Source organism: Oscillibacter sp. ER4, from assembly GCF_000765235.1.
In the GTDB taxonomy this organism is placed as follows: Bacteria; Bacillota; Clostridia; order Oscillospirales; family Oscillospiraceae; genus Hominicoprocola; species Hominicoprocola fusiformis.
In genome coordinates, this window is the sequence record NZ_JPJG01000029.1 from 1 (window position 1) to 21,531 (window position 21,531).

The following is a 21,531-nucleotide window of genomic DNA, read 5'->3' on the forward strand; positions in this document are numbered from 1 at the left end:
TCGTTATTTTGCCCTGCAATCATGTGGGCAACCTCGTCCAGCTCCGCGCTGAGTTCGTCCATGGACATAAACATCCGGCCATCCTCCAGTTCCTCCCGCGGCTCGGTCAGGCCGTGCAGCTCATCGGCTGCCGCTGCCGCTTTCTCCAACAGGACCCTCCGGCTCTCCACATTTTCTACAGCCGCGGCTTCTAAGAAAGCGGCCCAGATCTGGTCCATCATTTCGACGGCATCGTCTCCGCAGTTAAACAGGCAGTCTCCCATGCCGCACATATCGGTGGTCGTTCTGGCCAGTTCCAACAGCTTCGTGCGGGTTTCCTGTTCATCGGTTTCCGCAACGATGTGGAAAAACTCCAGTGTCATGTCTATCTGCGCATCGATATCAACGGTTCGGACAAGTTGTGAAGTGGGGATCAGATGCGTAACACATTGGGGCGTACCTGCTGTCTGCTTGAGGTTTTCAATCTCCTGATCGATCCACTCCAGATGCGTTTCAACGCCTTCCCCCGTACCGGCTGTGGTGGCCAGCATAGTCAATCCCTTGCGCATTTCCAGGGCGGGGGGGATCGCATCGTCATCCACTGCTTCGAGAAGTGAGACGGTTTCATGGGCAACGAGGTTGTAGAGATCTGTGATTGTAACCTGCCTTTTTTGTGTTTTCATTGTGTGAACTCCTTTCTGTTTTGTGACGGGTTGATGGTTTGCAGCAAACACATTGCCACATTTTTTATACGAAATCCATTCATCAGCACCGACAAAAAGCTGCTTGTCACACTGTGCAGGCTGAATAAAATTCGCTGTAGCTCTCCGCTTACATCTGGATTTCGGGGGTGTCCTCTCTCTGCTCCCGCAGCAGGGCGGCCCTGGTGTCCTCCAGTCCCTGCCCGGTCTGCTGGCGGCAGTAGGCGTCCATCTTCTCCCACAGCTGAACCTGTTCCGCGGGAGTCAGTGGGTAGGAAAACGCAAACTCATGCCCGTCAGCGCAGACGAGGTACACGGCCAGCGCGCTGTCCAGCCGTCCGGTTTTCCAGTCAAAGCTGGCGTATACATTCAGCCAGTCATCGTTGAAGGCGGAAGCAACATTGGTGCCAAATACCGCGTCAGGATCAAAATTTATGGGGATATAAAAGTTCAGCTTCCCATCGCACTCTGAGATCTCATCTGCAAATGATACCGCATCTGCCGGCAGTCTTTTAGTGCCCGCTGTGAGTTCAGGAGGGCTTTCACGCTCCAGATCCAACCGAGCATAGTAGTCGTTCAGCGTTTTTCCGGTTCTGCAGAGGCAGTCCACCTCCATCTGTTTCCACAAAAGGGCCCGTTCTTCTTTCCCGAGGGGATAGGAAAAAGACTGCCGCACAGCCCCATCCCGATTGTACAGAGTGAGGGAGAGGCTGTGATCGATTTCCTGCCGCGCCACGTCATAATTACAGAGGATATCCAGCCAGCTCCCCTCGCTGGGGTGATCCAAGGCTGCTCCAAGAACCTCCCGCTGGGCCTCCGCACTGACGAAGTCAAACTGAAAATTCAGGCAATGCCCTGACAGAATAATTTCCTCCGGGAAGGTGAGATCACCCTCCCGCAGAGGGCGGATTCCTCTGATTTCAACAGGATCAAAGGTCTGGAGTTCAATGTCCCGCCCATATAGATAGTCTATAAACTTGCGCCATTGCTCGTTTCTCTGGCTGCTGCGGCTTCGGGTGGACTGGTAGGCGGCCGTAGATACATCCTTGATTTTGAAGGTCTGCCAACCGTCCGCGAGATTCAGCGCGGAACACCAGCCGGCATCCAGATCAATTTCAAACGCGCCGGCAACCTTGCCGGTATTTTCGAGGCGCAGAGCGGCTAATTCCTCAAACCGCACCCGTGTAATGGGCTGAGAATTATAAAAGTGGTGGGAAAAATCGCCCTTCACCGCCGCGGCGCCTCCTTGCAGATAACGGCGCAGCCGTATAGCCACATCCAGAAATTCCTCGCCGTTACACGTCGAGAAGACGCTGTCGTGGCCATGTTCCCGAATATGAAAGGCCGCGTAGACCCTCTGGTCTTCCGCTTCCCGTGCCGATTCCAGTTCTTCTTTTGTGATGGCTGTTTCAATCTGCGTCCACTGTTCTAATGGAACAGTTTCGTTGTACAGCGTTATCAGATAGTCCTGCAGATGCTGTTCAATATCGCTGCCCTGGGCCTTCAGCGCCTCCTCCAGCGCATCCCAGCGCCGCTGATCCAGCCACACCTCGGCGGACATGGAGCCTGTCATTCCCTGGCCTCCTTTCCAGTGCCGGGCGCATCCGGCGCCGCGCTCCGTGAGGCGCGGGGAGGCCGCTGGCGTGTCTGCTCGTCCGGTTCCGCCATGCTCTCGATGTACTCTCTGGTCTGGGACGGTACATATCTCTTATAGAGTTTCTCCATGAACTCATCCAGATCCGATTCCAAAGAGGTGCCGGTTTTTCCCGCGTAGAACTGGATGGCTTTGAGTTTCTCCTGATCAAATGAAATGGCAACCGTGGCTTTCTTCATCGTGACCCCTCCATTACATAAAAATCCCCAGGACATTTTCAGCCCTGGAGTAATTGGCGATTGCTTCATCATATCGTACCAGCATTTGGGACTCAACGCCGTCCAGTACTAATTCCACACCATAAGGGCCGGGGCGAATGGCGGTAACTTTGGCGTCCAGCAGGGCTGAGAATTCTTCTTTTCCTTGGGCAGTCAGCCGGGGGAGGTCCGCCGCGGGCACCCACCCCACATCCTCTGCGGTATGGACCAGATAGACATCGTGGTCCGGCAGGCCGAGGGTGAGCAGGTCCCGCAGATGGATGGCGGGGTCCTCCGCCAATGCCTGGAGCTGCTGCTCTTTTACCGCCTCCGGTGGAAAGTACACTCTGGTTTCTCTGCCGTCCACGCAGGAATAATCTACCTTTGTCCACTCACCGCCATGAGCAACCTGCAGCTCCCCGAGATGGCTGTATCTCCAGTTCCGATTATTTTTCTTGCACCACTGGACTACATGGTCGCTGACGCTTCCGGACTTCCAGTCGAAGGTGAAGAGGGTTTCGCCTCTTTGCCGGAGCAGTTCCGTCCACTGCACCCGGTCCGTAAAACCCATGCTGTGGGCAACAAACGCCTCACACATCCGAATAGCCCAGTCGGACGGCTCCGCCTGACGCTCATGCTTTTTTCTGAACTCCTCTAACTGCCAGAGCAGATCCAACGAATCTTGTTTGATTTTGATGTTCTTTCCCTCCTCTTTCGTGTCAGCCTCCGATTGCTTAGCCAGCAGCGGATTGGTTCCGAAGGCTTCCGTCAGGCTCTCATAGATGCTCTCCGTATCCCATTCTCCAGCGGAGGACAGCCGTCCGGCGATCTCCCGCAGGGTCGTTTCCTGGGCGAGTATCTCATCGCGGGAGATAAACCAGGGCCAGATTTCCGAGGTTTCCTGTTCAAAGCGAATGTAGTCCACGATGTCCTGGTATGCGTCGCCGCAGTCCGGCTCATAGTGGTGGGCGAGATCAAAGCCCATGGCTTCGATCTCCTGATTGGTCAGTCTCAACTCATCGTGAAGCATTCTGTAGAGTTCCTCACTTCCGTCATGCTCCGCGAGGAAAGCTATGAGCCTATTCTGAATTCTGTTGGCGCCTGCCGTTGGAAAATGGTTTGCCAGGGCGTCCAGGCTCTCCCGCAGGCTGCCGGCCCGGTGGTCATACTCCACCCGTATCCGCCCATTGTCCAGGTCAATGACCACCCTCTGCTCCGCGGCCCCGCCATGACCAAGGTCATGGATCAGGGCATCTGCTTCATCCGCAAACGCCCGCCTGAGCGGAGCGCCGCGCTCCGCGGCGGCAGTGGAAAGTGCCTCCGCAAAGCCGCTGTTCCCAGCTTTCGCGATAGCAGAGGCCCGCGCCAACAAGGGGTGCAGTTCCGCAAGCCCATCCCCATTTTCATTTACAAAGGCAGTATGACGCCCCTGTTCCACTATCTGATACAGCATAGACATGGTGTCCATTTCCTCCTTCGCTCACTGCATCGTTATGCCGCCTATCTGTTCCACCGGCTCATCCTCATATTCATCGTATAGGCAAAAGCCAAGGGCCCCAATCTCATCGTTGCGAATTTCCAGCGTGTTGTGAAGGATATCATAGAGGCTGCTGCCGTCAAAGTATTCCGCCATATAGTTGAGGATGGCCGACATGATTTTTTCTTTCCGGTCTGCTGAGAGGGAGGGCTGGCGATCCTCTGGCGAAAACTTTTTACAGTAGTCGAGGTAATAGCAGACGTCAAAACACTCGTCTGTCAAAGTGACCTCCGCCGTCTCCGGCCGCTGCTCCAGCTTCTGAAGGAGCAGAGCGTCGAAACCATTTCCATCCTCTATCACCAGTCCCATTTGCTCATAGAGTTCACTGAAATAGTAACACCAGCTGCCCTCGTTGGTGCTTTCTGTGCCTTCCTGGATGATCCTTTCCACCGCCTGCTCCAAGATGGAATCGACCATACCCCGCATATTGGGCAGATAGGCGAAGTGTTCTCCTGCGTCATAGGCAAAGACACCGTCCCCGCAGCCCTCTCCCAAAATGAGGACGCCCCGGTAGATCCGCTTGCCGTCCTCCTCATAACAGGATGGCTGTATGCCCCGGCATTTTTCTTTCCACGGCCAATTCAGAAAGGCTTGAAAATCGTTGGCCGGCAGGGTGATCAGCCGAACCGCCTCGCACTCGGAGACGCGGAGCCGGCCGGCCTTGGCCAGCAATTGAAGTTTCAGACGCAAAAATATCAACCTCCAGTCGTGGGCAGATAAAAACGGGGATTGGTGCGCTCTCCATTGACCCGGACCTCAAAATGCAGGTGCGGACCAGTAGACCGCCCGGTGGAGCCGGAGAGCGCGATAATGTCACCAGCCTCCACCGTCTGGCCCACCTGTGCCAGCAGGCGGGAGTTGTGGCCATAGAGGGTGGACAGGCCATTGCCGTGGTCGATCATCACATAGTAGCCATAGCCGCCCGCGTTATACTGCGAGACTGTCACCGTTCCGGGCAGCGCGGCGCGGACTGGGGTGCCGGTGGGGACCGCCAGATCCATCCCGGTGTGGCCCCGCGTCTCGCCGGTGAAGGGGTCGCTGCGATACCCAAATTCCGAGGTGACCACGGACTCCCAGCCTGCCCCGATGGGGGAACAGAAACCATCCGCTCCAATGAATGGGACATCCGCCCCTGGGAACCAGCCGCCGCTTTCCCCGCTGGGGCTGCCATAGAGGATGAGGCTATAGATGCTGTCAGCGTTGCTCTGGTGGTCCGTGGTAACCTCAATGCCCATGCCCTGGCTGATCCGTTCGTAAATTTCCGCCAGGTCTTCCACAGGGGTGGCCACTGTGTAGGTCTCTGTGGCCTCTGTTACGTTGCCATCTTCGTCGGTGATTATGACAGTCCTGGTCCGCTCCTCATAGTCCACAAAGCAGTCCGCAAATGTGCGGATGCCATCCGCCCCCGGCTGCTCCGCGGCGAAATACAGAGCATAAAAAATGGCCTTGACGCGGGTATCGTCAAGGCTTTTTCCGTCTTCACACTGGCTGTTTATCACCGCAATCACATCGTCTATTCGGGCAAAGCTGTTCCGCATCTCCTCAATATAACCTCGGTATTCCGGCGTAGCGCTGGCGGAAATAGAGCCGCCGTGGAAACACAGCTCCACGGCGGACACATTGTGCTGTGAGGTCCCGGAGAGAATGGCGCAGAGCAGGACCACCAGCACGATCAGCGGAGAGAGAATGGCCACGATGACCCAGCCCACCTTTTTGCGGGCCTCCTCATTGGAAAGGACCGCTATCGCCGCTTTGATTGCGGCCGCCGCGCCGACGCTCATAAGCTCATACCGCCCATGGGCGAATCCTCCGGCCGGGGGCTGTTTCGCGGTTCAGACCAATATGCGGCCAGCTCCTCCATGGTTTCCGCGTATCCCTCGCCTTTGGGCCGATACTCTGCCCACGCTTTGTACTTCTCCAGATCCATCCCATGGTCCAGCAGGAGCTTGGCGGTGCCGGGAGCCTGATTGCTGACGCAGGCATAAAGAGCGGCGTAGTTGTCCGGCTCCACTGGCATTCCGCGCTCCAGCAAGTGTTCCGCCATCCACTCCTGGCGCTGGCCCGTGAGGGCGCGCAGGATGCCGGCCGCCTCATCGCCCGGCTGGGCGCCCTTGTCCACCAGATCCACCGCCGTCTGGAAGTCCAGCTTCTCTGCGGCCCAGCGAAGAAGCTTCGGGGGGGCGGCGGCGATCTGCTCCGGTGTGCATTGGGTAATCAGGTCTTTGGCGATGCTCCGATGACCATCCGTGTAAGCGTACAAAATCACCTCGCCTGGGAGAGAAGGCGCTTGCTCCGCGAGGAGGTTTTTCGCCTCCTTTACCAGTGTCTGCACCCTCTGGCTGTCTCCTGTTTCCACTGCCCGCTTGCAGGCGGTGAGGTATGCATCCGGCGAAAATCGGTCTGCCGCCGCGAGAAGCATCAGGGTCATATTCCCTCCCACAACTCCGGGCCGTCCCGCCACCTCGATCAGCAGATCGTCAGCCCGGTCCGGTACTCTGGGATAGAGGTTTTGGAAAGCGTCAAATTCTCCGTCCCGAATGGCCAGTACTGTTTTATCATAGTCGCTCATGTGCAGGGGCCGCTGGCCCACCTCATCCATATAGGCGGTGATGCTCCCGGTCATCCGCCGCAGGAGCTGTTCCGTCTGGGACATGGCCTGCTCCTGCCGCTCCCGCTGCTCCACCAGCGCGTTGATGATGGTGCGCTGTTCCGCGGGGCTCAAGTGGACAATCATGTCCTCCGGCTCTGCCTGTTCCCCCAGACGGAGGTACCGGGCGTAGGTTCCGTGGTCTCCGTGGAACGCCTTGGTGATGGCGGAGGAGATGAGGAACATCCGGTCCAGATCCGCGCCGCTTTCACCCAGCGTCTTGCCGGTAATAAAACTCTTGGTGACCGGCCGGTCGCTTTCATACCACTTCAGATACACATCCAGATAGGCGCCCTCACTGCTGCCGTAGTCGGTAGTACAGAAGATATCCGCGCCTTTGGGGATCTCCCGGCCGTTCTCCCATTCCCGATCCATGAGGAAATATTCGTCCGGCAGGCAGCCCATGCCCTCCAGACGGTGCTTCAGTTCCTCAAAGACCTCTTGTGCGGTACGCTGGCCGGCATACTGCGTCTGCCGGGGATCTCCCGGCAGCGGCTCCCGGCGGGATAGCTCAATTGTTTTCATTTTCATGACCTCCTTCGGTTTTGTAGGCTCATTTCATATCGTTGTGTGGCCAATCAAGGCCGAAAAGTCGGCGATATGACAAAATTCGGTTGACAAGGTTCAGCTTGTATTTTATGATAATCGCATCAAACAGAAAGGATGTGCCCTGAATGGCCGCTCGCAGCACTGAAGAACGTATCGCGCTAATCGACGCGAAGATTTCCAAAAAACAGGATGAGATCAAGGCTCTGGAAGCCCAGAAGCAGAAGCTCCTCCACCCGGTTACCATGAGATCTGTCATGGAGAAAGCGAAAGCCGCTGGCCTATCCGCGGAGGAGATCGCGGAGAAACTGGGGCTTGAAATGTGATGTCATATCCTGTGGAGATAGCCGGCGTATATCATGCGCCGGCCATCTCTTTTTTCATGTGGGGATAGCGGTTGCTGTCGGCCTGCCGGCCGGGGTCAGTCTTACCGCCCGCCCGCTGTGCCGAACAGCGCCTCCTTGTAGGCCGGGGCATGGACTTCCAGTAAATACCGCTCATTGCCGCATTTGAACAGGCACACGCCCCGCTGGGGGAAGCGGATGAGGTTGTACTCCGCCTCCTCCAACTGGAGCAGGTCCATATAAAAACGCTTGTCAATGGAGCCACAGTTGAAGATGAACTGGTGGGGCGGAATAGCGAACAGGGGCTTGGTCAGTTCCCGGATGCCCTCCCGGTCAAAGTCCTCCAGATTCTGAGAGGCCATGATGAGATTAGATTCCTTTTTGCGGACGCGCTTCAAGGTGTTGCGGATATACTCGATGATGGTGGTCCCCACCGACACATTGTCCGACAACCACACATACAACTCATCCAGCGTCGCCGTAGTATTGCCAATGGTCAGCAGGCGGTCGGACATATAGGAGAGGATGTTGAAGAGCATGGCCCCCCGCACATTCTTGCTGGCCTGCAAGAGTCCCTTTACGCCGAAAACAATAAAGCGGGAGGAGGTCACATTGGTGTGTCCATTGAAGAACTGTGCTTCGGCGCCCTGGCACATGGAGTGGAGGCCCAGCAGGATCTCCTGCAGCAGTTCCTTTGTGTACAGCTGGTGCTGGGTTTCATCGTACTCCCGGTACTCCTGTTCAATGAGTTCATAGAGGTCAGAGAGGATGGGATAGTCCTGGGGCTTGAGACCGGCGAAGTTGGTATTGTCGCAGATACCCCACCTGGCGTACAGCTTGCCCACCATGATCTCAATGGCGTCGATGTGCCGGTCTGAAAAATCCTTGTAGGCCCGGAAAAAGTCCTTGAGGAAGGAGATGTGCTGGCTCAGACGGGTGGACTTACGGAATGCCTCCGGCGCGTCCCTGTCCTCCGGGCCGCTGCCATCATCCCAGCACTTGGGCTCCAGCGGGTTGATGCGGTACACGCCGCCCATCAGATCCATGAAACAGCCGCCCACGGTTTCGCACATATCCCGCTGTTCATGCTCCACATCCAGAGAGATCACGGACTTGCCCGCCTCGAGGAAGTTGAGCAGGAGCAGTTTGAGCAGATAGCTCTTGCCCTGACCGGAGTTGCCGAGGATCAGAATATTGGCGGAGGTCTTATCGTCATCCCGCTTGTCGAAGTCCACGAGGATATTGGCCCCGTACTTGTCCTTGCCGATGTAGAATCCGTGTGGGTCGGTCTTGCCACTGTAGTTGAAGGGGTACAGATTGGCCACGCTGGATGCGGGTAGGACCCGTTCAAACTGGGCGCCGAAGGTGTTGCGGCCGGCTGGCATGACAGAAACAAACCCCTCCTGCTGGCGGAGCATGAGCCGGTCAACATTGAGCTTGGAGCGGACCAGTTCAGTCAGCACATCGGTCTGAAGCAGCTTGAGTGCGTCATAGTCCGGGGCGGTCAATTCCAGGAACACCGCGCAGTGGAGCAGAGGCTCGCGATTGCGGTGCATGGAGGAGACCAGAGTGACCACATCCTGCAGGTTGGCCTCGGCGGTGACTGTCTGCTGGAGATCCTCGGTGCTGGAACGGGACATCCGGTGCTTGTTGGCAGCGTTGTGGATGATCCGGCGTTCCTCGCTGGGAGTGACCTGCCGGGTGTAGATGCGAATAGTGACACCGTCCATCTCGCCCAGATGCCGCAGGATGGCCTGCTCATCGGTAGAGGTGGGGTACTCCCGCAAGGCCCACACACAGCGGCAGGTGTTGCCGCACAGGTAGTGGTCCACCTTGAAGTCAATGACCGAAGGGGCGACCATATCAAGAAAATCCTTGATATATGGTTCCTCCGCCGCAGGCCGGGGTATATTCTTTTTTCTGTTTTTCGGCAATGAAAAAACCTCCTGTCCAGGCCGGCAGGAGATCTTTTATTGCGCTGTTTTTTCCTGATATGGCCCGGAAGTTCTCCTGACGGCCATATCAAATTAAGTTGCGGGTCACAGATCAGTCATTCAAAATGATCCAGCGTTCCCCATCGTAATCTTCATACTTTTCTGTGGTAGCGTTCTGCTCGAAGTACACTCCCAGCATGCGCTTGAGATCCTCGCCGCTGGCGAGGCTTACCTTAAATCCCTGATCTTCAAGGCTTTTTTGGATGCGGGAGAGATGGGTGTGCAGTTCCATCCCTGTTTCCTCCCGCAGCCGGACCAGCATGAAAAACTCACGGGCAGTCGCCATCTGGATCTGCAGGCGGTCCAGGGATTTTGCGTCCGCCTCCAACAGCCGACTGATGACCGGCAGGTCCTCCTCAGCGGCCCGCTGGCGGTAGTAGCGCTTGTTGTCCTCAAAGCTCTCTTTGGAGTTGAGGGCCAGCATCTCGATCTCAGCCTGTCCTTTGAGGACGGTCATGAGAGCATAGATGCGGTTGCTCACAGCCTCCGGGGGCTGGACCGAGAGGTTGGTGGGTTTGATGGCAAAGAAGGTCAGCCGCACGTGGCCGGTCTTCAGGCCGCTGTCGGTGATCTCGTCGATCCCGATGAGCTGCCGTGTGGTCTGCTTGGCTTTTGCCTCTTTTTTTCTGCTCATTCTTTATCACTCCTGTTCTTTGTTGAGCCGCACAGTCCCCAGGCATAGGTCTGCTGGCCCAGGAGAAAATATCGAATCGCATAGCGCAGGAAGTCCAAAATGCTGGTATCTTCCAGCCGAATGGAGAGAAATGCATAGGCCGCGGTGACCACCACCGGGGGCAGGAGGCCCAGTTGGGCCATGGCGAATACGGAGATCAGGGCGCCCACGCCGACAATGGCGATGTCCCGCAGCTCCCACAGCCATAAAACCGCTTTTGATTTCAGGTTGTCCGGATAGATATACACTTACGTTCACCTCACATTGTCATGCTCATTCCAAATCCCTGTTCATCCTGTTCAGGATCGGGTTCCTGACTTTGCGCTTCGTCTCGCTCCTGCGTTTCGCTCTGGTTTTGTTCCAGCTCCCAGGAGCGGAGCTCCTGAGCCACCACCCCCACAACAAAGGCCCGTTTGGACATACCTTTGTGTGCCTCGAGATACTGCTCAACACGTTGGAAAAGCGTCTCGGGCATGGTGATTGCCAGCGTCCGTTCTTTCTTGTTTTCCTGTATGGCCGCATCCTGGAGCGGCTCCTCACCCTGTTCCCACTGGCCCAACGCCTGATTCAGAAGGCTCTGGACAAATGCCTTTTGGGTGAGCGGTGAATGGGCATCCAAATACGACTTCAACTGCTGGAACATCTCCTCTGAAATCTGAACGGCCAAAGTACGCTGTTCCTGCCTCGGTGTGGCAGGCTGGTCCAGATAGGCGGTGAGTACCTTGGTGAGATACTCGCCATTGGTCATCTCCGGATCTTTGTTTTCCATCAGCCGCTTATGAAGTGACTCTGGAATCAAACCACAGAGATTTTTCATGGGTTCCATGTTAATAGCTCCTTTCACTTATTCTGTTGAGTCAGTAAACGCCAATGCGATCCCCCGCAGGACAAAGTCCACGCAGGGGATCGCCACAGAGTTGCCCAGCGCCTTGTACCGGGCGGAGTCGGAGGCGCCTGGCAGGTCGGTCCAGTGATCCGGGAACCCCTGGAGCCTCTCGCATTCCAGCGGGGTCAGCCGGCGGATGAATTGCCCGGTTCGGACTGGGTGAATAGAGTTGAGGGAACTTCCGGTGGCGCCCTGTTGAAGCGCACCGTGCAAATCGCCGTTCTCCCGGCCATTCCTGCAGTCTAACTCAGCCACATCCATTACCAGGTCTGTCGCGTCCTTATGCTGGCGGGCGCTCTGGGTGCTGGCTACTGCATCCTTTCGGAACACATCCACCCGCTGTCTGCTGAACATAGCGTGAGCAGGTTCTTGGGTTGGAGCACTTTCCTGCGCGATCAACGGAACATTGTTGCCGCCGGTTCCGTATCGGGCGGACATGGTGGGCGCTACGGCATGGGGGCCGGTGTAGCGGGCGTCGATGCCATGGTTTTCGAACAATACCGGCTGATTATTGCCGCTCAGCCCTGCCGCCGCGGTTATGGTTGGGCAGACGCCCACGCCGAGCTCCGCGCCGCCCTGCTGGGTGGCGAGCACCAGTGGCTGGTAGCCATGTTCCTGCGCCCGGAGTGTCCCAGCAACATCTTCACTACAGGCCATCATATTTCCGCCCTGGTCGTTAAGACAAATGACAGGCTGATGGCTTCCCATCTGCGCCCGCAGGGTAGCCGTCTTATTTTCTGTCAAATCCATCCGCTCTCCCCCCTGGTCATTAAGGCATAGAATGGATGGCATACAGTTTCCGCTGGCGGTCCCTTTTAATGTGGGCGCAATTTCCTCGCTATAGCCAATACTTCCTGCGGAAGCTCCGGCTCCAGCAGAAAAACCGGCCGTAAAAATGGCGGGATACCCCTGTCCAGGCATACCACCGCCTTCGCTCAGCGAGGTGTGCCGCTCCTCAGAGAGAAAGCAGTCACCGTTGCCTTTGGCCGTGATCCCGGCCACAAAGGTCTGCTGTTTCATCCCAGGCTGGGCGGTCAGCGCTGCGGCGACATCGCGCAGATCCCGCACCTCATCCCGCTGATTGGCGGCAAAGGCGGTGATCACACCGTTCCGTCCGGTGGACATCCCGCAGTTTACGCCGAGGGTGGCCGCCTTTTCTCCCACCAGGTCTCCGTTGTATCCGTCGAATCCAATGGAGGCTGTCCCGCCTGGAGGATCAGCGCCTCCCTGAGCTGGGGCGGAAGTTCTTTGCCTCTGGCTTCTGCCCGGCGTAGAATCCCTAAGCAGGCGGTCCTGCTCAAATAGTATTTGGATGGCACTTCGTCCTGCAAAATCCGCGACAAGGAAGATTCTCTTTCTTCGCTGGGCGACACCCCAGAATTGAGCATCCAAGACTCTCCAAGCCAGGCTGAATTGATCTCCCAGAATGATTGCCCCAGCAGATTCCCAGCGCCCGGAGTCAGGTCGAGGCACTGAACAGGAGCTGTCTTTAATTCGGACGATCTCCTCGAGGACGATGCGGAAGTCTTCGCCTTCGGCCGAGCTGAACGCTCCTGGGACATTTTCCCAGCACATATATCGAGGTCGAATAGCGTGAGCTGTTCTGCCGCGCGGCTCATCTGCATCCCTCATTTCTTTTACAACACGGATCTGCTCCATAAACAGGCCGGAACGCTCCCCGGCAAGACCTGCTCTGGCCCCCGCCACGCTGAGATCCTGACAGGGTGAGCCCCCTGTGATAATGTCCACCGGGGGGAGTTCGGCGCCGTTTAACTTCGTGATGTCCCCGACATGGAGCATGGAGGGGAACCTCTTTCTTGTCACTTCGATGGGGAAGGCTTCGATCTCGCTGGCCCACACCGGCTCGATGCCGTTGCGGACCGCCGCGAGGGGGAACCCTCCGATTCCATCGAACAGGCTGCCCAGCGTGGGCATTATGCCATACCCATGCTCTGCCCTGGAGCTTCGCTTTGCTCCATCTCAGCGGGCAGAGCCTCCTGCTTGATTTCCAGCTCCCCAATCTGTCGGATGGGGATGCCGAGCCGTTGGGCCTCCTCAATCTCACGGGCCATGCCGGAACTGATCCGGTCGCCGCAGCACCACAGTTCGTCGCAGACTTCCAGCACTCGATGCCCCAGCCGAAGCCCAGTTTCCCGTTCCGCGGGATCGCTGTCATCCAGCATCTGCGGGTAGAGCAGGTGGACGGCGATGGGAGTATGACCCTGGCGGATCGCATAGCGGCAGGCTTTTTTCGCAAACGCAATGTTCGCCTCAATCTCTCCGGCAAAGGGAGAAGCGATATAAATCAGTTTTTCTCTGCTCATTTCGCCACCCCCACTGCCTGTACCACGGTGCGGGTGGTGTTGATTGCCGACTGTGCCGCGTAGACGGCGGACATGATGTTGGCGCGGGTGGAGGTATCCAGCCCGAAGGCGCCGCAGATCCGCGGCACCTCACCGGCCGACAGCATCAGCCCAAGGCCCAGCAGCGCGTGGTCTTTCAGCACCAACAGTCCCGCTGTGAGGATGGTGGCCTGCAGGAAGGTGGTCAGGCACAGGCCGATGATCTGCTTGCACCACTGCACAAAGCCGTCCATGTAGCCGCGGGGCACCGAGAACATATACAGGGAGCCCACAGCGATCTGGATGAGCAGGATGCCGCCGCGCTTAAGATTGGAGAAAAAGCACTTGATGATGGCGTATCCCATCATGATGATAATGAAAATGACCATGATGGGACTGGTGATGCTGCCGATCCCGCCAAACACACCGGAGGCCGCTGCCGTTCCGATATCCACTTCTTGCAGGGAAGTGATGATATCTGTGGAGAGGACGTCAAAGCTCTCCCCATACCCGGTGATCCCGGAGGTCAGGCTGGCCTGTAGGGTGACGGAGAGCTTGTAAAGCTCTACCGGCACCAGGGTAAAGCAGCTCACCGCCATAAAACCCTTGATGGCGTTGAGCGCGGCGTCTTTGACATTGGCCCGTCCGGTCTGGTATTCGATCCCGACCTCGAACACGGCCACCACCAGCCCGACAACATACAGCGCCCAGGCCAGATAAGAAAAAAAGAGGACGATGGACTGTACCCAGCTCATCTCGAAGAGTTCAACGCCCATGTTCCCCATCTCGGCAAAAAAGTTGCCAAAGAAGCCCACGAGCTGGCTGTAGACCCAGTCGATGAACTGGTCCATCAGCCCGCCGAGGAAAAAGTCCAATATAAACATCTGGTGGTTTCACCCCTTTGCGTAAGGGGGACCGTGCCAGTATTGGACGTATACTCCTGCTCAAAGGCACAGGGGCCGTGACTTGGCACGGCCCCTGCTTGGATTCACTTCCTGTCTTCTTAATACATTTGCGGGCTGTGCTCCTGCGCCTCATCCTGACGCTGGAACACTTGCAGATACTCATCTACCGCGCCCGCCAGCACCCTGTAATCTGCCTGAGTAGGCTGGTACACATACCAGCCCACCTTCCCGTAGTCATCCCAGAGGTGCGGTAAAACGCCATTCGGGAAGTTGGGGTTGCTTACCTTTTTCTTTCCCAGCAGATCGCCAAAGCGGAGGATATTCACATCCACCGCGCCCTCGGTCCGGTTCAGAACCGTCAGCTTGAGGGCATTGTACTGGCTGGCAATGTTCAGAGAAACGAACTCCAGCCTGGCCCGCAGATCCGGGTCAAGCTGGATGTAGGCCGACCTGCCCGCAAAGGATACTGGGCCGCTGGTTTTGCACTGCGTGAGGATTTTCCTCAGCTCCTGCCCAAATGGATTCATGTTTCTTTCCCTCCCTACACGGTTAATTCCGGGGCAGCCGGAGCCGGTGGGCGGGCCAGCTCCAGCGTACTGCTTTCCAAGGCCAGAACACCATCCAGCCGGTGAATAAGGCCCTCCATGTGTTTCTGCCACCTATCCCAATCTTTCGGATCAAACCAGCCGCCGGGCAGTTCGCCGGCTTTGATCTGTTGCTCCGCCCTGATCCTGGCATATTTCAAGGTATCCGCAAGGTAATCCCGAAGTTCCAGGAGAGCAGATCTTGATGCTGTAAACGAGGTGATGGAGCGGAACTTGTTGTCTTTGGCCGCCCACTCGTCATCATAGTCCAAACTGCCGGGATCACCGTCAAGATATTTTACAATGATCTCAGCCAGTGCCATAGGACTGGTATGCGCACGCCCCAGTTTTACATCACAGGGGGCATTCCATTGGTCTTTCTTTAATGGTTCAAGCATTTCCCCCAGGTCCAGCTGTCCGTCTTTCGGTAAATTGTGCCGGATACACCCAACTGCATCCAGTCCATCGTCGGATTCCAGTGCGGTGATTCCCCAACAGCCCATAGAAACCGCCTTCCATTTCCGGCTTACGCCTCATCATTCTTGTCCTACATTTCCAGTTTCGGTCCAATCTGCTCCTGCTCATCCAGCCCAAATGCCTCGCGCATTTCCGCATCCGCCAGAATCCCGAACGCTTCCTGACAATCTGCGCAGCTCACGATCCAGGTCTTTCCTTCAAAGTACCGGAGCGTTTCCGCCAATATTCTGGTCTTCGGGTCCGAGGCAGAGAGAAGCTGCTCCACCCCCTCCCGCGAAAGATATTTGCGCTCTCCGCTCCAGGAGCCAATCACGCCGACAGTGTACTCAGGGATTTCCACCGGCAGTATTTTACAATCCAGAACCGGATCTGGATCAAAGGTGAAAAACACATCAATGGGAGTATCTTCTACCACGCTTATCCCGATGCCGTATGGACCTGCGCCTGCTCTGCACATCCCGGTAGACCGCTGGTACAACTCGTTAACCAATGAGAGCATTTTATTTCCGGATGGATTTGAAATTGGATATTCCATTGGTCCCTTCCTCCTGTGTTCTCAGAATAATTCTTTACATTCCCAGGATGCTCCAGACATAGGTGGGAGCCGTCAGGGTGAAAATGAGGCAGGCAAACAGAATGGCCGGCGCGGTCCACTCAAATTGGCCGTGCTTTCTGTAGTCAAAATACGCCATCCCCAATTTTGCAAAGAAAAATACAGCCAAAATAAGATCGATCACCGGAAAAATAACATTATTCACTACGGTTTTGATCTGCTCAGATGCCGTTGTCCATGTCCCCTCAATGGCCTCAGCCACATTTCCCGTTTCAGCAGCAAAGGCAGTCGTGCCGAGTAGGACTGCCAGCAGGAAGACCATTACAAACCCGCAGAGAACCTTTCTGTACTTTGTCATAAAATAATCCACCTTTCTTTTGAAAAGGAAAAGCCGCGGGAGTTATTCTCCCGCGGCACAGGTGGACCAGCACAACCAAGCCGCAAGGTATTTCCCACGGCCTGTCTCTTGTCTGCTTTTACTCTGATAATCACTTACAGGGTAAGAATCTGTCCGTCAGATGCGGATAGTTCTTGGAACTTTTCTTTTAATAATGCTTCAAGCACCTCCTTTGCGAGTTTGCAAAACACCGAATACATTGGAAGCCCATTTTCAGCTGTGTATTCGTATGGCTCCGGCAGCCGACCGTGCTTTAGAAAGAAACCATTTTCCGCCTCTATAAGCCGCTCAACAGACCACTCCCGTACTTCGTTCCGATATACCAGGACGGTTTGAATATGGCGCTCATCTCTTGCGGAGAGAAGCGTGGGGTAGCGAAGTTCAGCATACTCCTGGGCGGTCATCCCCATGTAGCGCTCAAAGGTCCTGCGTGTTGGCAGCCCAAATTGGGGATTCATTTCCCGCGCCACCGGCAGCCTGCTGTTCTTTTCCACGAATCCCGCGAAGGCTTCTTCGATTTTCCCCTTGGTCCATACTGCCGGGGGCCCTTTTTTACCCACTGTCAAGAGCCTCCTTACATCGAGAAAGAAATATCAAAAAACCGCGTCTGAGCAACCTCAACCAGCGGGGCCACTTCAATAACCTCGGGATTCTGTTGGAACTTCAGATCTCCCCGGAAGCCCAGCTTCAGGTTGCTGAATACCTCGGCGGCCTTCAGCAGTTCGGGCGGCGATCCCGGAGGCGTCTCCTACATCCAGCGCACCCACTCGCCAGTCTGATACCGGGGGTCAGCCGGAGGATCACATAGTCCTCCGGCACAAACTTGGGGTAGTGGCCGATGCTGCCGCCCACCTTGTAATAGGGCTTCCCCTCGCTCATGACGGTGGCCCGCATGAGCGTCAGGGTATCCTCCAGAGAGGCACAGAACCAGCACTCCCTATCGCCCATGCGCCGGATTCGACCGTCCCGCAGGATGCTGTCCAGATTCTTTCGGTGCGTGTAGTGGTAGACTTCGCTGGGCCGCTCATCTAATCGGATATATCCCATAGAGTCCACCTCCTACGGGTCAAGCGGGGCGATGTGCCAATCGTCCCACAGATTGCCTCGGATGCTCAGCGAATCGGTGAGGTTGGCCGACAGCATCCCCGCCGGCGTCCAGCAGTCGATGACCCAGGTGTTGACCGTATAGGAGCCGTCCAGGTACCAGATCGGCGTGAAATGGGTGCGCCGGTTATAGGTGCTGTACTCGTTTTTCTGGAACTCCAGCCGGGAGGACGAGGAGCTGATGGAAATGCGATCCAATAGCCGCCAAAAGGATTCATAGTTGAACTCTGGGAAGTAACTGACTGCATTCTGCAGGGCGGTGGTGGCCGACCTCTGGGAACTGTTCACTCTGGCGGTGACCACCTGATTGACCCCATAGCCGGACTTCATGGTGCTGTCGCTGGCGGTGGGATTCTTCTCGTCTGGAGTAATTTCCATAGCAGCGGAAAGGCTGGCACTGTAGCGTTCCAGATCAAATTCCCACCAGCCGTGGTCACACCAGTATCCGCTGTCTTCGCCGGTACTGTGCCACACCCAGTATTCCCGCCACCAAGGGTCCCAGATGGTCCACTGGGCCGAGGTTTTCTCCGGCCGGTCTGGGACCGAGGAGGGGGTGAAGGACTCGTTCCGGTCATCCGCCACCGGGTTGGGCGGCGGGTTCTCATCCAGATCTACGATTTTGCAGTGGATGGTGGCCTGTGCTGAGCCTGGGCCGGATACATCCACATTGATGGTCATATCCTGCGGTTCGTCCGGTGTGGTCCAGCGTACCCAGGCCAGTTGGGAATCCCCGTCCGGGTAGTAGACATTGCTGACCGTATAGGTGGTCCCATCAATATGGAACCGTACAGTGACTGGATTATCCGGATCACTCTGGCCTCCGCTGACCTCTACTGCCGTAATGACCTCGGTATTGGTCCGGTACTCATAGTCATAGGTGCTGATTTCCGGCTCCTCCGGCTGCTCCTCAAAGCGGACGATGCCAAGGCCCAAAGAAGACTTGATGTCCGAGTTGGACACATTCTTATTGGTGGGACCGGACCATGCAGGATAGCCTAAATCCGGTGTTTCGAGGAACATGGACAGTGGGAGGTTTTTGGCTGTCAGCGATCCCATCCAATAGCGGAGCTGGCCGCTGACCTGCTCGTCATAAAGCGCCGCCTCCGTTGCGGTTGTGGCGATCATGACGCCCTCGAACTTATAATAGGCAATGGGTTCCAGCAGGATTTTATACTCGCCGCTGATGAGCGTATCGTAATCCATGCCGGTTATATCGGCAATCCGCTTCACAATATACTCAGAGCAGAAATACTTTTTTATTGCTTCGATGTTGTTAGTTCCGTTAGTGCTGATTATTCTTGGCATTATCTGTCCGGGATTTTTAAAGGTGTACCCACCTTTGACAGGAGAAAGCCCCGTTCCGTTATTGTACTGGAGCTTGCTCACCTTACCGAAATGATAGATACCCTCTGATGGTGTTTTGTTGGTGAAGTCAAATGGTGTGGTGACCACAGCATGGTCACTGGTCCGTACCACAGTAACCCGGACGCCGTCATTACCGGGGTTCCAGCTCCCGTGACTGGTGGCATCACCCATGCTGCCACCCCCGCCGTCAATGTTGCCAGACCCGCCAGTGTCAGCATAAGCGGACATACAAAGAAGAGCAAGTAACAGGGCCAAAGAAAGGAATGTGCTGATAACTCGTTTCATGTCTCCTCCTTTCTGACAAAGAAAAAGCACAGCCGAAGCTGTGCTTTTTCTCGTCATAATTCTGCTGTATCAGTCCATGATACCAATCTGCTTATTGATGTCGCCGTCACCGTCAACATATTCGCCTTGGTTCGGACCAGCGTCTGGCACGTTATCAAAACCAGGCAGGCCACCGCTGGTGTTGGTGGAGGGCTGCTCAGGGGGCGGGGTTACATTGTCGTGGTCCTGCGGCTCAGGGGTGCCCTCTACCGGAGTCCCATCCGGCGTCTTGGTGGGGTCCTTCAGTTCCTCCTCTGTATATTCCGGCTTGGCCGGATCGCCCTGGATGGTCTGCTCTGTGCCGGTAAAGTCAGCGCCGTTTCCCTCGCCGGCGTTGGTATTGGCATCCGGTGTTTCCGGGTTGACAGTCACAGCGTCTTCCGGCTCCTGGACATCCCCGGATTCCGAGGGAGGCGGAGTGCTGTTGTCCGGGTCCACCACCACATTGCCCTGCTGGGAGCTGCTGGGCGGAAGCGGGGCGTCGGTGACCTTGTCTTTGCTGAAGCTGCTCACGATCACAACAACCAGCACCACGCAGATGACGAGGCAGCCGGCCACCGTCAGCCATTTCTTCGTATTATTCTTCATCGTCTGGATTCCTCCTTTTTCTGTTGGTCACACTTCTTGCGGAAGCGGTCCGCATGTAATTCCAGGCGGCTGAGGAGAGTTCGGCCTTAAAATCTATTGCCTACATCTTCCTATACATCCTGGTCTTTGTCAAGCTGTACCCTATCACAAGAGTGGAGAGAAGTCTATTGGGGCAACAGAAAACTTTTTGAAAACTGTGTTAAAACCGAGGTGTGTAGCCCGCGCTGACCTTGACTGTCATCCGCATGGGCGGCAGAAGCTCCCCGCCAAAGGATACCGGGACCTCCAGCTCGATCTCGCAGTCCGCCACAAAACGGTCACCGGCGCTGTCGCCAGAAGCAAACGGCGCGTTGCGGATCTCCACATCAAGGCCCCAGACACGGAACTCTGTGGTGCCGTCCTCCGTGTACTGGGTGTGGTAGCCGCCCTGGTAGGTCAGTCCGAGGATATCGTCCAGGCGTCCATAGATATCGCCATAGTCCAGCGATTCCTCGAAGTCTCCCGCCAATGGCTGATAGGCGCCGGAGTAGCCTTCCCGGACGCTATGGTACACATCGTCATAGTTGTCGTTGACGGTGGAGATCACTGCCTCCTGCACCGCGTCCCGGACCCCCTGGGCCACGATGAGCAGGCGGAAATACTCGCTGATGCAGCACATCAGCATCACCAGCACCAAAACGATGGCAATAATCAGGGGGAAGGCCACGCCACGCTGGTCTTTCAAAATCTGCCGGAGTCTGTTCATTTCCAGTACACCTCCGACTTTCCTGTGGCATCCGCCCGCAGGGTGATGGGAAAGCTGCCAAAGCCGGCAAACAGGCCGAGGTCAATCTCATAGGTGAGCGTGACCGAGACCTCCTCATTGAGCTGGATTCGGCCGGCATCGCTCCACTGGACAGCGGGGTCCAGTCCGGTCTGTTCCCGCAGGGCCTGTTCTCTGCGATCTGTTTCCGAACCGACCCGGCCGGTAATCTCCGCCTCGCGCACCAGTTCAGTGGCAAAGGTGTCGAGCTGCTGTTTGGCGATAAAGGCCGGGAGGACCTGTACCGCCAGCGCAATCATCAGCATGGCGCAGAGAACCAGTACGCACACATCCATGTATCCCTCGCCGCGGCGGGATCTCAGAATCCGTTTCAGCACATGGTCACCTCCATTTCCGGAGAACCTTGTGCCTGCTCGGGAGTTTCCGTGAGGAGATGCCACACACCGTTCTGCCGGCTGGCTGATTTAACCGTCTGAGCGAGGAGCTCATCGGCCGGAACGGTCATAGACATACCTGACACGCCAGGATGAGAAATCATGTCGTGTCCATCAAGCAGGCTTTCCGCCTGAGCTTCCGTGAGAGAAACAAAACCGCACGGCGTCATCAGGAAAAATCCCCCGCCCTTATGATCAAGCAGGAAATCCCGGACGGTTGCGGGGACACGCACATCGTTAAACTCCTGTTGGAGCGTCCATACACAGTGCAGAAGCTCCTCCTCGTGAGGGATATCGGCGCCATTTTCCGAGATCCACCGGTCTGTAAGATAACCAAGCGGGTCATCCAGGCAGAGCAGGAACTTCGCGTCCTGCTCGCTGATGGCATCGTCAAGATTGTCATGGATCAGCTGTGCGGCGGAAATCGTTTCGGCGGCATCCAGCAGTTGGGCGGGATCAGACTCCATCCACTGCTTGACCCTGCGCTCATAGCTGGCATCGATCCGCTTCTTCAGTTCTTGTTTATCATTCATCGGG

Annotated in this window: 26 protein-coding genes; 1 reads left to right on the plus strand and 25 read right to left on the minus strand. The window is 56.4% G+C overall.

The window, feature by feature from the left end:
- The 7 genes from NI20_RS0104780 to NI20_RS0104810 all read right to left on the minus strand — a co-directional run.
- The coding region (locus NI20_RS0104780; protein WP_033120315.1) for a hypothetical protein at nucleotides 1-662 on the minus strand (662 nt) is incomplete at its 3' end.
- Nucleotides 663-810: 148 nt separating this feature from the next.
- Complete coding sequence (locus NI20_RS0104785; protein ID WP_033120316.1) at nucleotides 811-2,253, minus strand: hypothetical protein; 1,443 nt, start codon at nucleotides 2,251-2,253, stop codon at nucleotides 811-813.
- Nucleotides 2,250-2,513, minus strand: a complete 264-nt coding sequence (locus tag NI20_RS0104790) for a DUF6103 family protein (RefSeq protein WP_033120317.1) — start codon at nucleotides 2,511-2,513, stop codon at nucleotides 2,250-2,252. The genes NI20_RS0104785 and NI20_RS0104790 overlap by 4 nt, the downstream gene beginning before the upstream one ends.
- A gap of 13 nt (nucleotides 2,514-2,526) precedes the next feature.
- Nucleotides 2,527-3,990: a hypothetical protein gene (locus NI20_RS0104795; RefSeq protein ID WP_242842921.1), complete on the minus strand. Its 1,464-nt coding sequence runs from the start codon at nucleotides 3,988-3,990 to the stop codon at nucleotides 2,527-2,529.
- A 21-nt stretch (nucleotides 3,991-4,011) separates the two neighbouring features.
- On the minus strand, nucleotides 4,012-4,758 hold the full coding sequence (locus tag NI20_RS0104800; protein WP_052084438.1) for a hypothetical protein: 747 nt from the start codon (nucleotides 4,756-4,758) through the stop codon (nucleotides 4,012-4,014).
- Nucleotides 4,759-4,763: 5 nt separating this feature from the next.
- The gene (locus NI20_RS0104805; protein ID WP_033120318.1) at nucleotides 4,764-5,849 is read right to left on the minus strand and encodes a M23 family metallopeptidase; all 1,086 of its coding nucleotides are present in this window, start codon (nucleotides 5,847-5,849) and stop codon (nucleotides 4,764-4,766) included.
- Nucleotides 5,846-7,240 (minus strand): hypothetical protein, encoded by a 1,395-nt coding sequence (locus NI20_RS0104810; protein WP_033120319.1) that lies wholly within the window; start codon nucleotides 7,238-7,240, stop codon nucleotides 5,846-5,848. Before NI20_RS0104810 ends, NI20_RS0104805 begins: the two co-directional genes overlap by 4 nt.
- A 149-nt stretch (nucleotides 7,241-7,389) precedes the next feature.
- Here NI20_RS0104810 and NI20_RS0104815 point away from each other — a divergent pair, with 149 nt between their 5' ends.
- Nucleotides 7,390-7,587, plus strand: coding sequence for a hypothetical protein (locus NI20_RS0104815; RefSeq protein ID WP_006876421.1), 198 nt, complete (start codon nucleotides 7,390-7,392; stop codon nucleotides 7,585-7,587).
- Nucleotides 7,588-7,688: 101 nt separating this feature from the next.
- Here NI20_RS0104815 and NI20_RS0104820 read toward each other — a convergent pair whose 3' ends face one another.
- From NI20_RS0104820 to NI20_RS14080, 18 genes are all read right to left on the minus strand, one after another.
- On the minus strand, nucleotides 7,689-9,467 hold the full coding sequence (locus tag NI20_RS0104820) for a VirB4 family type IV secretion system protein (protein ID WP_052084443.1): 1,779 nt from the start codon (nucleotides 9,465-9,467) through the stop codon (nucleotides 7,689-7,691).
- Between the two features lie 184 nt (nucleotides 9,468-9,651).
- The gene (locus tag NI20_RS0104825) at nucleotides 9,652-10,233 is read right to left on the minus strand and encodes a hypothetical protein (protein WP_033120320.1); all 582 of its coding nucleotides are present in this window, start codon (nucleotides 10,231-10,233) and stop codon (nucleotides 9,652-9,654) included.
- The gene (locus tag NI20_RS0104830) at nucleotides 10,230-10,520 is read right to left on the minus strand and encodes a hypothetical protein (RefSeq protein ID WP_033120321.1); all 291 of its coding nucleotides are present in this window, start codon (nucleotides 10,518-10,520) and stop codon (nucleotides 10,230-10,232) included. Before NI20_RS0104830 ends, NI20_RS0104825 begins: the two co-directional genes overlap by 4 nt.
- Before the next feature lie 11 nt (nucleotides 10,521-10,531).
- A complete protein-coding gene (locus NI20_RS0104835; protein WP_033120322.1) occupies nucleotides 10,532-11,098 on the minus strand; it encodes a hypothetical protein in 567 nt (188 codons plus the stop codon).
- An 18-nt stretch (nucleotides 11,099-11,116) separates the two neighbouring features.
- Nucleotides 11,117-13,093 (minus strand): DNA cytosine methyltransferase, encoded by a 1,977-nt coding sequence (locus NI20_RS0104840; RefSeq protein WP_033120323.1) that lies wholly within the window; start codon nucleotides 13,091-13,093, stop codon nucleotides 11,117-11,119.
- Complete coding sequence (locus tag NI20_RS0104845; RefSeq protein ID WP_033120324.1) at nucleotides 13,093-13,482, minus strand: DUF4406 domain-containing protein; 390 nt, start codon at nucleotides 13,480-13,482, stop codon at nucleotides 13,093-13,095. Before NI20_RS0104845 ends, NI20_RS0104840 begins: the two co-directional genes overlap by 1 nt.
- On the minus strand, nucleotides 13,479-14,384 hold the full coding sequence (locus NI20_RS0104850; protein ID WP_033120325.1) for a conjugal transfer protein TrbL family protein: 906 nt from the start codon (nucleotides 14,382-14,384) through the stop codon (nucleotides 13,479-13,481). The genes NI20_RS0104845 and NI20_RS0104850 overlap by 4 nt, the downstream gene beginning before the upstream one ends.
- 119 nt (nucleotides 14,385-14,503) lie before the next feature.
- Complete coding sequence (locus NI20_RS0104855) at nucleotides 14,504-14,932, minus strand: hypothetical protein (RefSeq protein WP_033120326.1); 429 nt, start codon at nucleotides 14,930-14,932, stop codon at nucleotides 14,504-14,506.
- 14 nt (nucleotides 14,933-14,946) lie between these two features.
- Nucleotides 14,947-15,492: a DUF4259 domain-containing protein gene (locus NI20_RS0104860; protein WP_033120327.1), complete on the minus strand. Its 546-nt coding sequence runs from the start codon at nucleotides 15,490-15,492 to the stop codon at nucleotides 14,947-14,949.
- A gap of 44 nt (nucleotides 15,493-15,536) precedes the next feature.
- Nucleotides 15,537-16,001 carry a hypothetical protein gene (locus NI20_RS0104865; protein WP_242842922.1) on the minus strand — a complete coding sequence of 155 codons (465 nt, stop codon included), beginning with the start codon at nucleotides 15,999-16,001 and terminating at the stop codon, nucleotides 15,537-15,539.
- A 34-nt stretch (nucleotides 16,002-16,035) separates the two neighbouring features.
- Entirely contained in the window at nucleotides 16,036-16,377 is a 342-nt protein-coding gene (locus NI20_RS0104870) for a DUF3852 domain-containing protein (RefSeq protein WP_033120328.1), read from the minus strand.
- 134 nt (nucleotides 16,378-16,511) lie between these two features.
- Nucleotides 16,512-16,976 (minus strand): hypothetical protein, encoded by a 465-nt coding sequence (locus tag NI20_RS0104875; RefSeq protein WP_033120329.1) that lies wholly within the window; start codon nucleotides 16,974-16,976, stop codon nucleotides 16,512-16,514.
- A 154-nt stretch (nucleotides 16,977-17,130) separates the two neighbouring features.
- Complete coding sequence (locus tag NI20_RS13795) at nucleotides 17,131-17,463, minus strand: hypothetical protein (protein WP_369699396.1); 333 nt, start codon at nucleotides 17,461-17,463, stop codon at nucleotides 17,131-17,133.
- Nucleotides 17,464-17,475: 12 nt separating this feature from the next.
- Nucleotides 17,476-19,170, minus strand: a complete 1,695-nt coding sequence (locus NI20_RS0104885) for a hypothetical protein (protein WP_033120330.1) — start codon at nucleotides 19,168-19,170, stop codon at nucleotides 17,476-17,478.
- A gap of 69 nt (nucleotides 19,171-19,239) precedes the next feature.
- Nucleotides 19,240-19,797, minus strand: a complete 558-nt coding sequence (locus tag NI20_RS0104890) for a DUF6550 family protein (protein WP_033120331.1) — start codon at nucleotides 19,795-19,797, stop codon at nucleotides 19,240-19,242.
- Between the two features lie 199 nt (nucleotides 19,798-19,996).
- Nucleotides 19,997-20,542 (minus strand): TadE/TadG family type IV pilus assembly protein, encoded by a 546-nt coding sequence (locus tag NI20_RS0104895; RefSeq protein ID WP_033120332.1) that lies wholly within the window; start codon nucleotides 20,540-20,542, stop codon nucleotides 19,997-19,999.
- Complete coding sequence (locus NI20_RS0104900; protein WP_369699397.1) at nucleotides 20,539-20,934, minus strand: DUF4320 family protein; 396 nt, start codon at nucleotides 20,932-20,934, stop codon at nucleotides 20,539-20,541. Before NI20_RS0104900 ends, NI20_RS0104895 begins: the two co-directional genes overlap by 4 nt.
- Entirely contained in the window at nucleotides 20,931-21,527 is a 597-nt protein-coding gene (locus NI20_RS14080) for a hypothetical protein (RefSeq protein ID WP_052084439.1), read from the minus strand. Before NI20_RS14080 ends, NI20_RS0104900 begins: the two co-directional genes overlap by 4 nt.
- Nucleotides 21,528-21,531: the final 4 nt, after the last annotated feature.

Bases quoted from the DNA above. Each gene is read 5' to 3' on its own strand.
- NI20_RS0104785 (WP_033120316.1), bottom strand. From the start codon at position 2,253: ATGACAGGCTCCATGTCCGCCGAGGTGTGGCTGGATCAGCGGCGCTGG.
- NI20_RS0104790 (WP_033120317.1), bottom strand. From the start codon at position 2,513: ATGAAGAAAGCCACGGTTGCCATTTCATTTGATCAGGAGAAACTCAAA.
- NI20_RS0104795 (WP_242842921.1), bottom strand. From the start codon at position 3,990: ATGTCTATGCTGTATCAGATAGTGGAACAGGGGCGTCATACTGCCTTT.
- NI20_RS0104805 (WP_033120318.1), bottom strand. From the start codon at position 5,849: ATGAGCGTCGGCGCGGCGGCCGCAATCAAAGCGGCGATAGCGGTCCTT.
- NI20_RS0104810 (WP_033120319.1), bottom strand. From the start codon at position 7,240: ATGAAAACAATTGAGCTATCCCGCCGGGAGCCGCTGCCGGGAGATCCC.
- NI20_RS0104815 (WP_006876421.1), top strand. From the start codon at position 7,390: ATGGCCGCTCGCAGCACTGAAGAACGTATCGCGCTAATCGACGCGAAG.
- NI20_RS0104820 (WP_052084443.1), bottom strand. From the start codon at position 9,467: ATGGTCGCCCCTTCGGTCATTGACTTCAAGGTGGACCACTACCTGTGC.
- NI20_RS0104825 (WP_033120320.1), bottom strand. From the start codon at position 10,233: ATGAGCAGAAAAAAAGAGGCAAAAGCCAAGCAGACCACACGGCAGCTC.
- NI20_RS0104835 (WP_033120322.1), bottom strand. From the start codon at position 11,098: ATGGAACCCATGAAAAATCTCTGTGGTTTGATTCCAGAGTCACTTCAT.
- NI20_RS0104840 (WP_033120323.1), bottom strand. From the start codon at position 13,093: ATGCCCACGCTGGGCAGCCTGTTCGATGGAATCGGAGGGTTCCCCCTC.
- NI20_RS0104845 (WP_033120324.1), bottom strand. From the start codon at position 13,482: ATGAGCAGAGAAAAACTGATTTATATCGCTTCTCCCTTTGCCGGAGAG.
- NI20_RS0104850 (WP_033120325.1), bottom strand. From the start codon at position 14,384: ATGTTTATATTGGACTTTTTCCTCGGCGGGCTGATGGACCAGTTCATC.
- NI20_RS0104855 (WP_033120326.1), bottom strand. From the start codon at position 14,932: ATGAATCCATTTGGGCAGGAGCTGAGGAAAATCCTCACGCAGTGCAAA.
- NI20_RS0104860 (WP_033120327.1), bottom strand. From the start codon at position 15,492: ATGGGCTGTTGGGGAATCACCGCACTGGAATCCGACGATGGACTGGAT.
- NI20_RS0104865 (WP_242842922.1), bottom strand. From the start codon at position 16,001: ATGGAATATCCAATTTCAAATCCATCCGGAAATAAAATGCTCTCATTG.
- NI20_RS0104870 (WP_033120328.1), bottom strand. From the start codon at position 16,377: ATGACAAAGTACAGAAAGGTTCTCTGCGGGTTTGTAATGGTCTTCCTG.
- NI20_RS13795 (WP_369699396.1), bottom strand. From the start codon at position 17,463: ATGGGATATATCCGATTAGATGAGCGGCCCAGCGAAGTCTACCACTAC.
- NI20_RS0104885 (WP_033120330.1), bottom strand. From the start codon at position 19,170: ATGAAACGAGTTATCAGCACATTCCTTTCTTTGGCCCTGTTACTTGCT.
- NI20_RS0104890 (WP_033120331.1), bottom strand. From the start codon at position 19,797: ATGAAGAATAATACGAAGAAATGGCTGACGGTGGCCGGCTGCCTCGTC.
- NI20_RS0104895 (WP_033120332.1), bottom strand. From the start codon at position 20,542: ATGAACAGACTCCGGCAGATTTTGAAAGACCAGCGTGGCGTGGCCTTC.
- NI20_RS14080 (WP_052084439.1), bottom strand. From the start codon at position 21,527: ATGAATGATAAACAAGAACTGAAGAAGCGGATCGATGCCAGCTATGAG.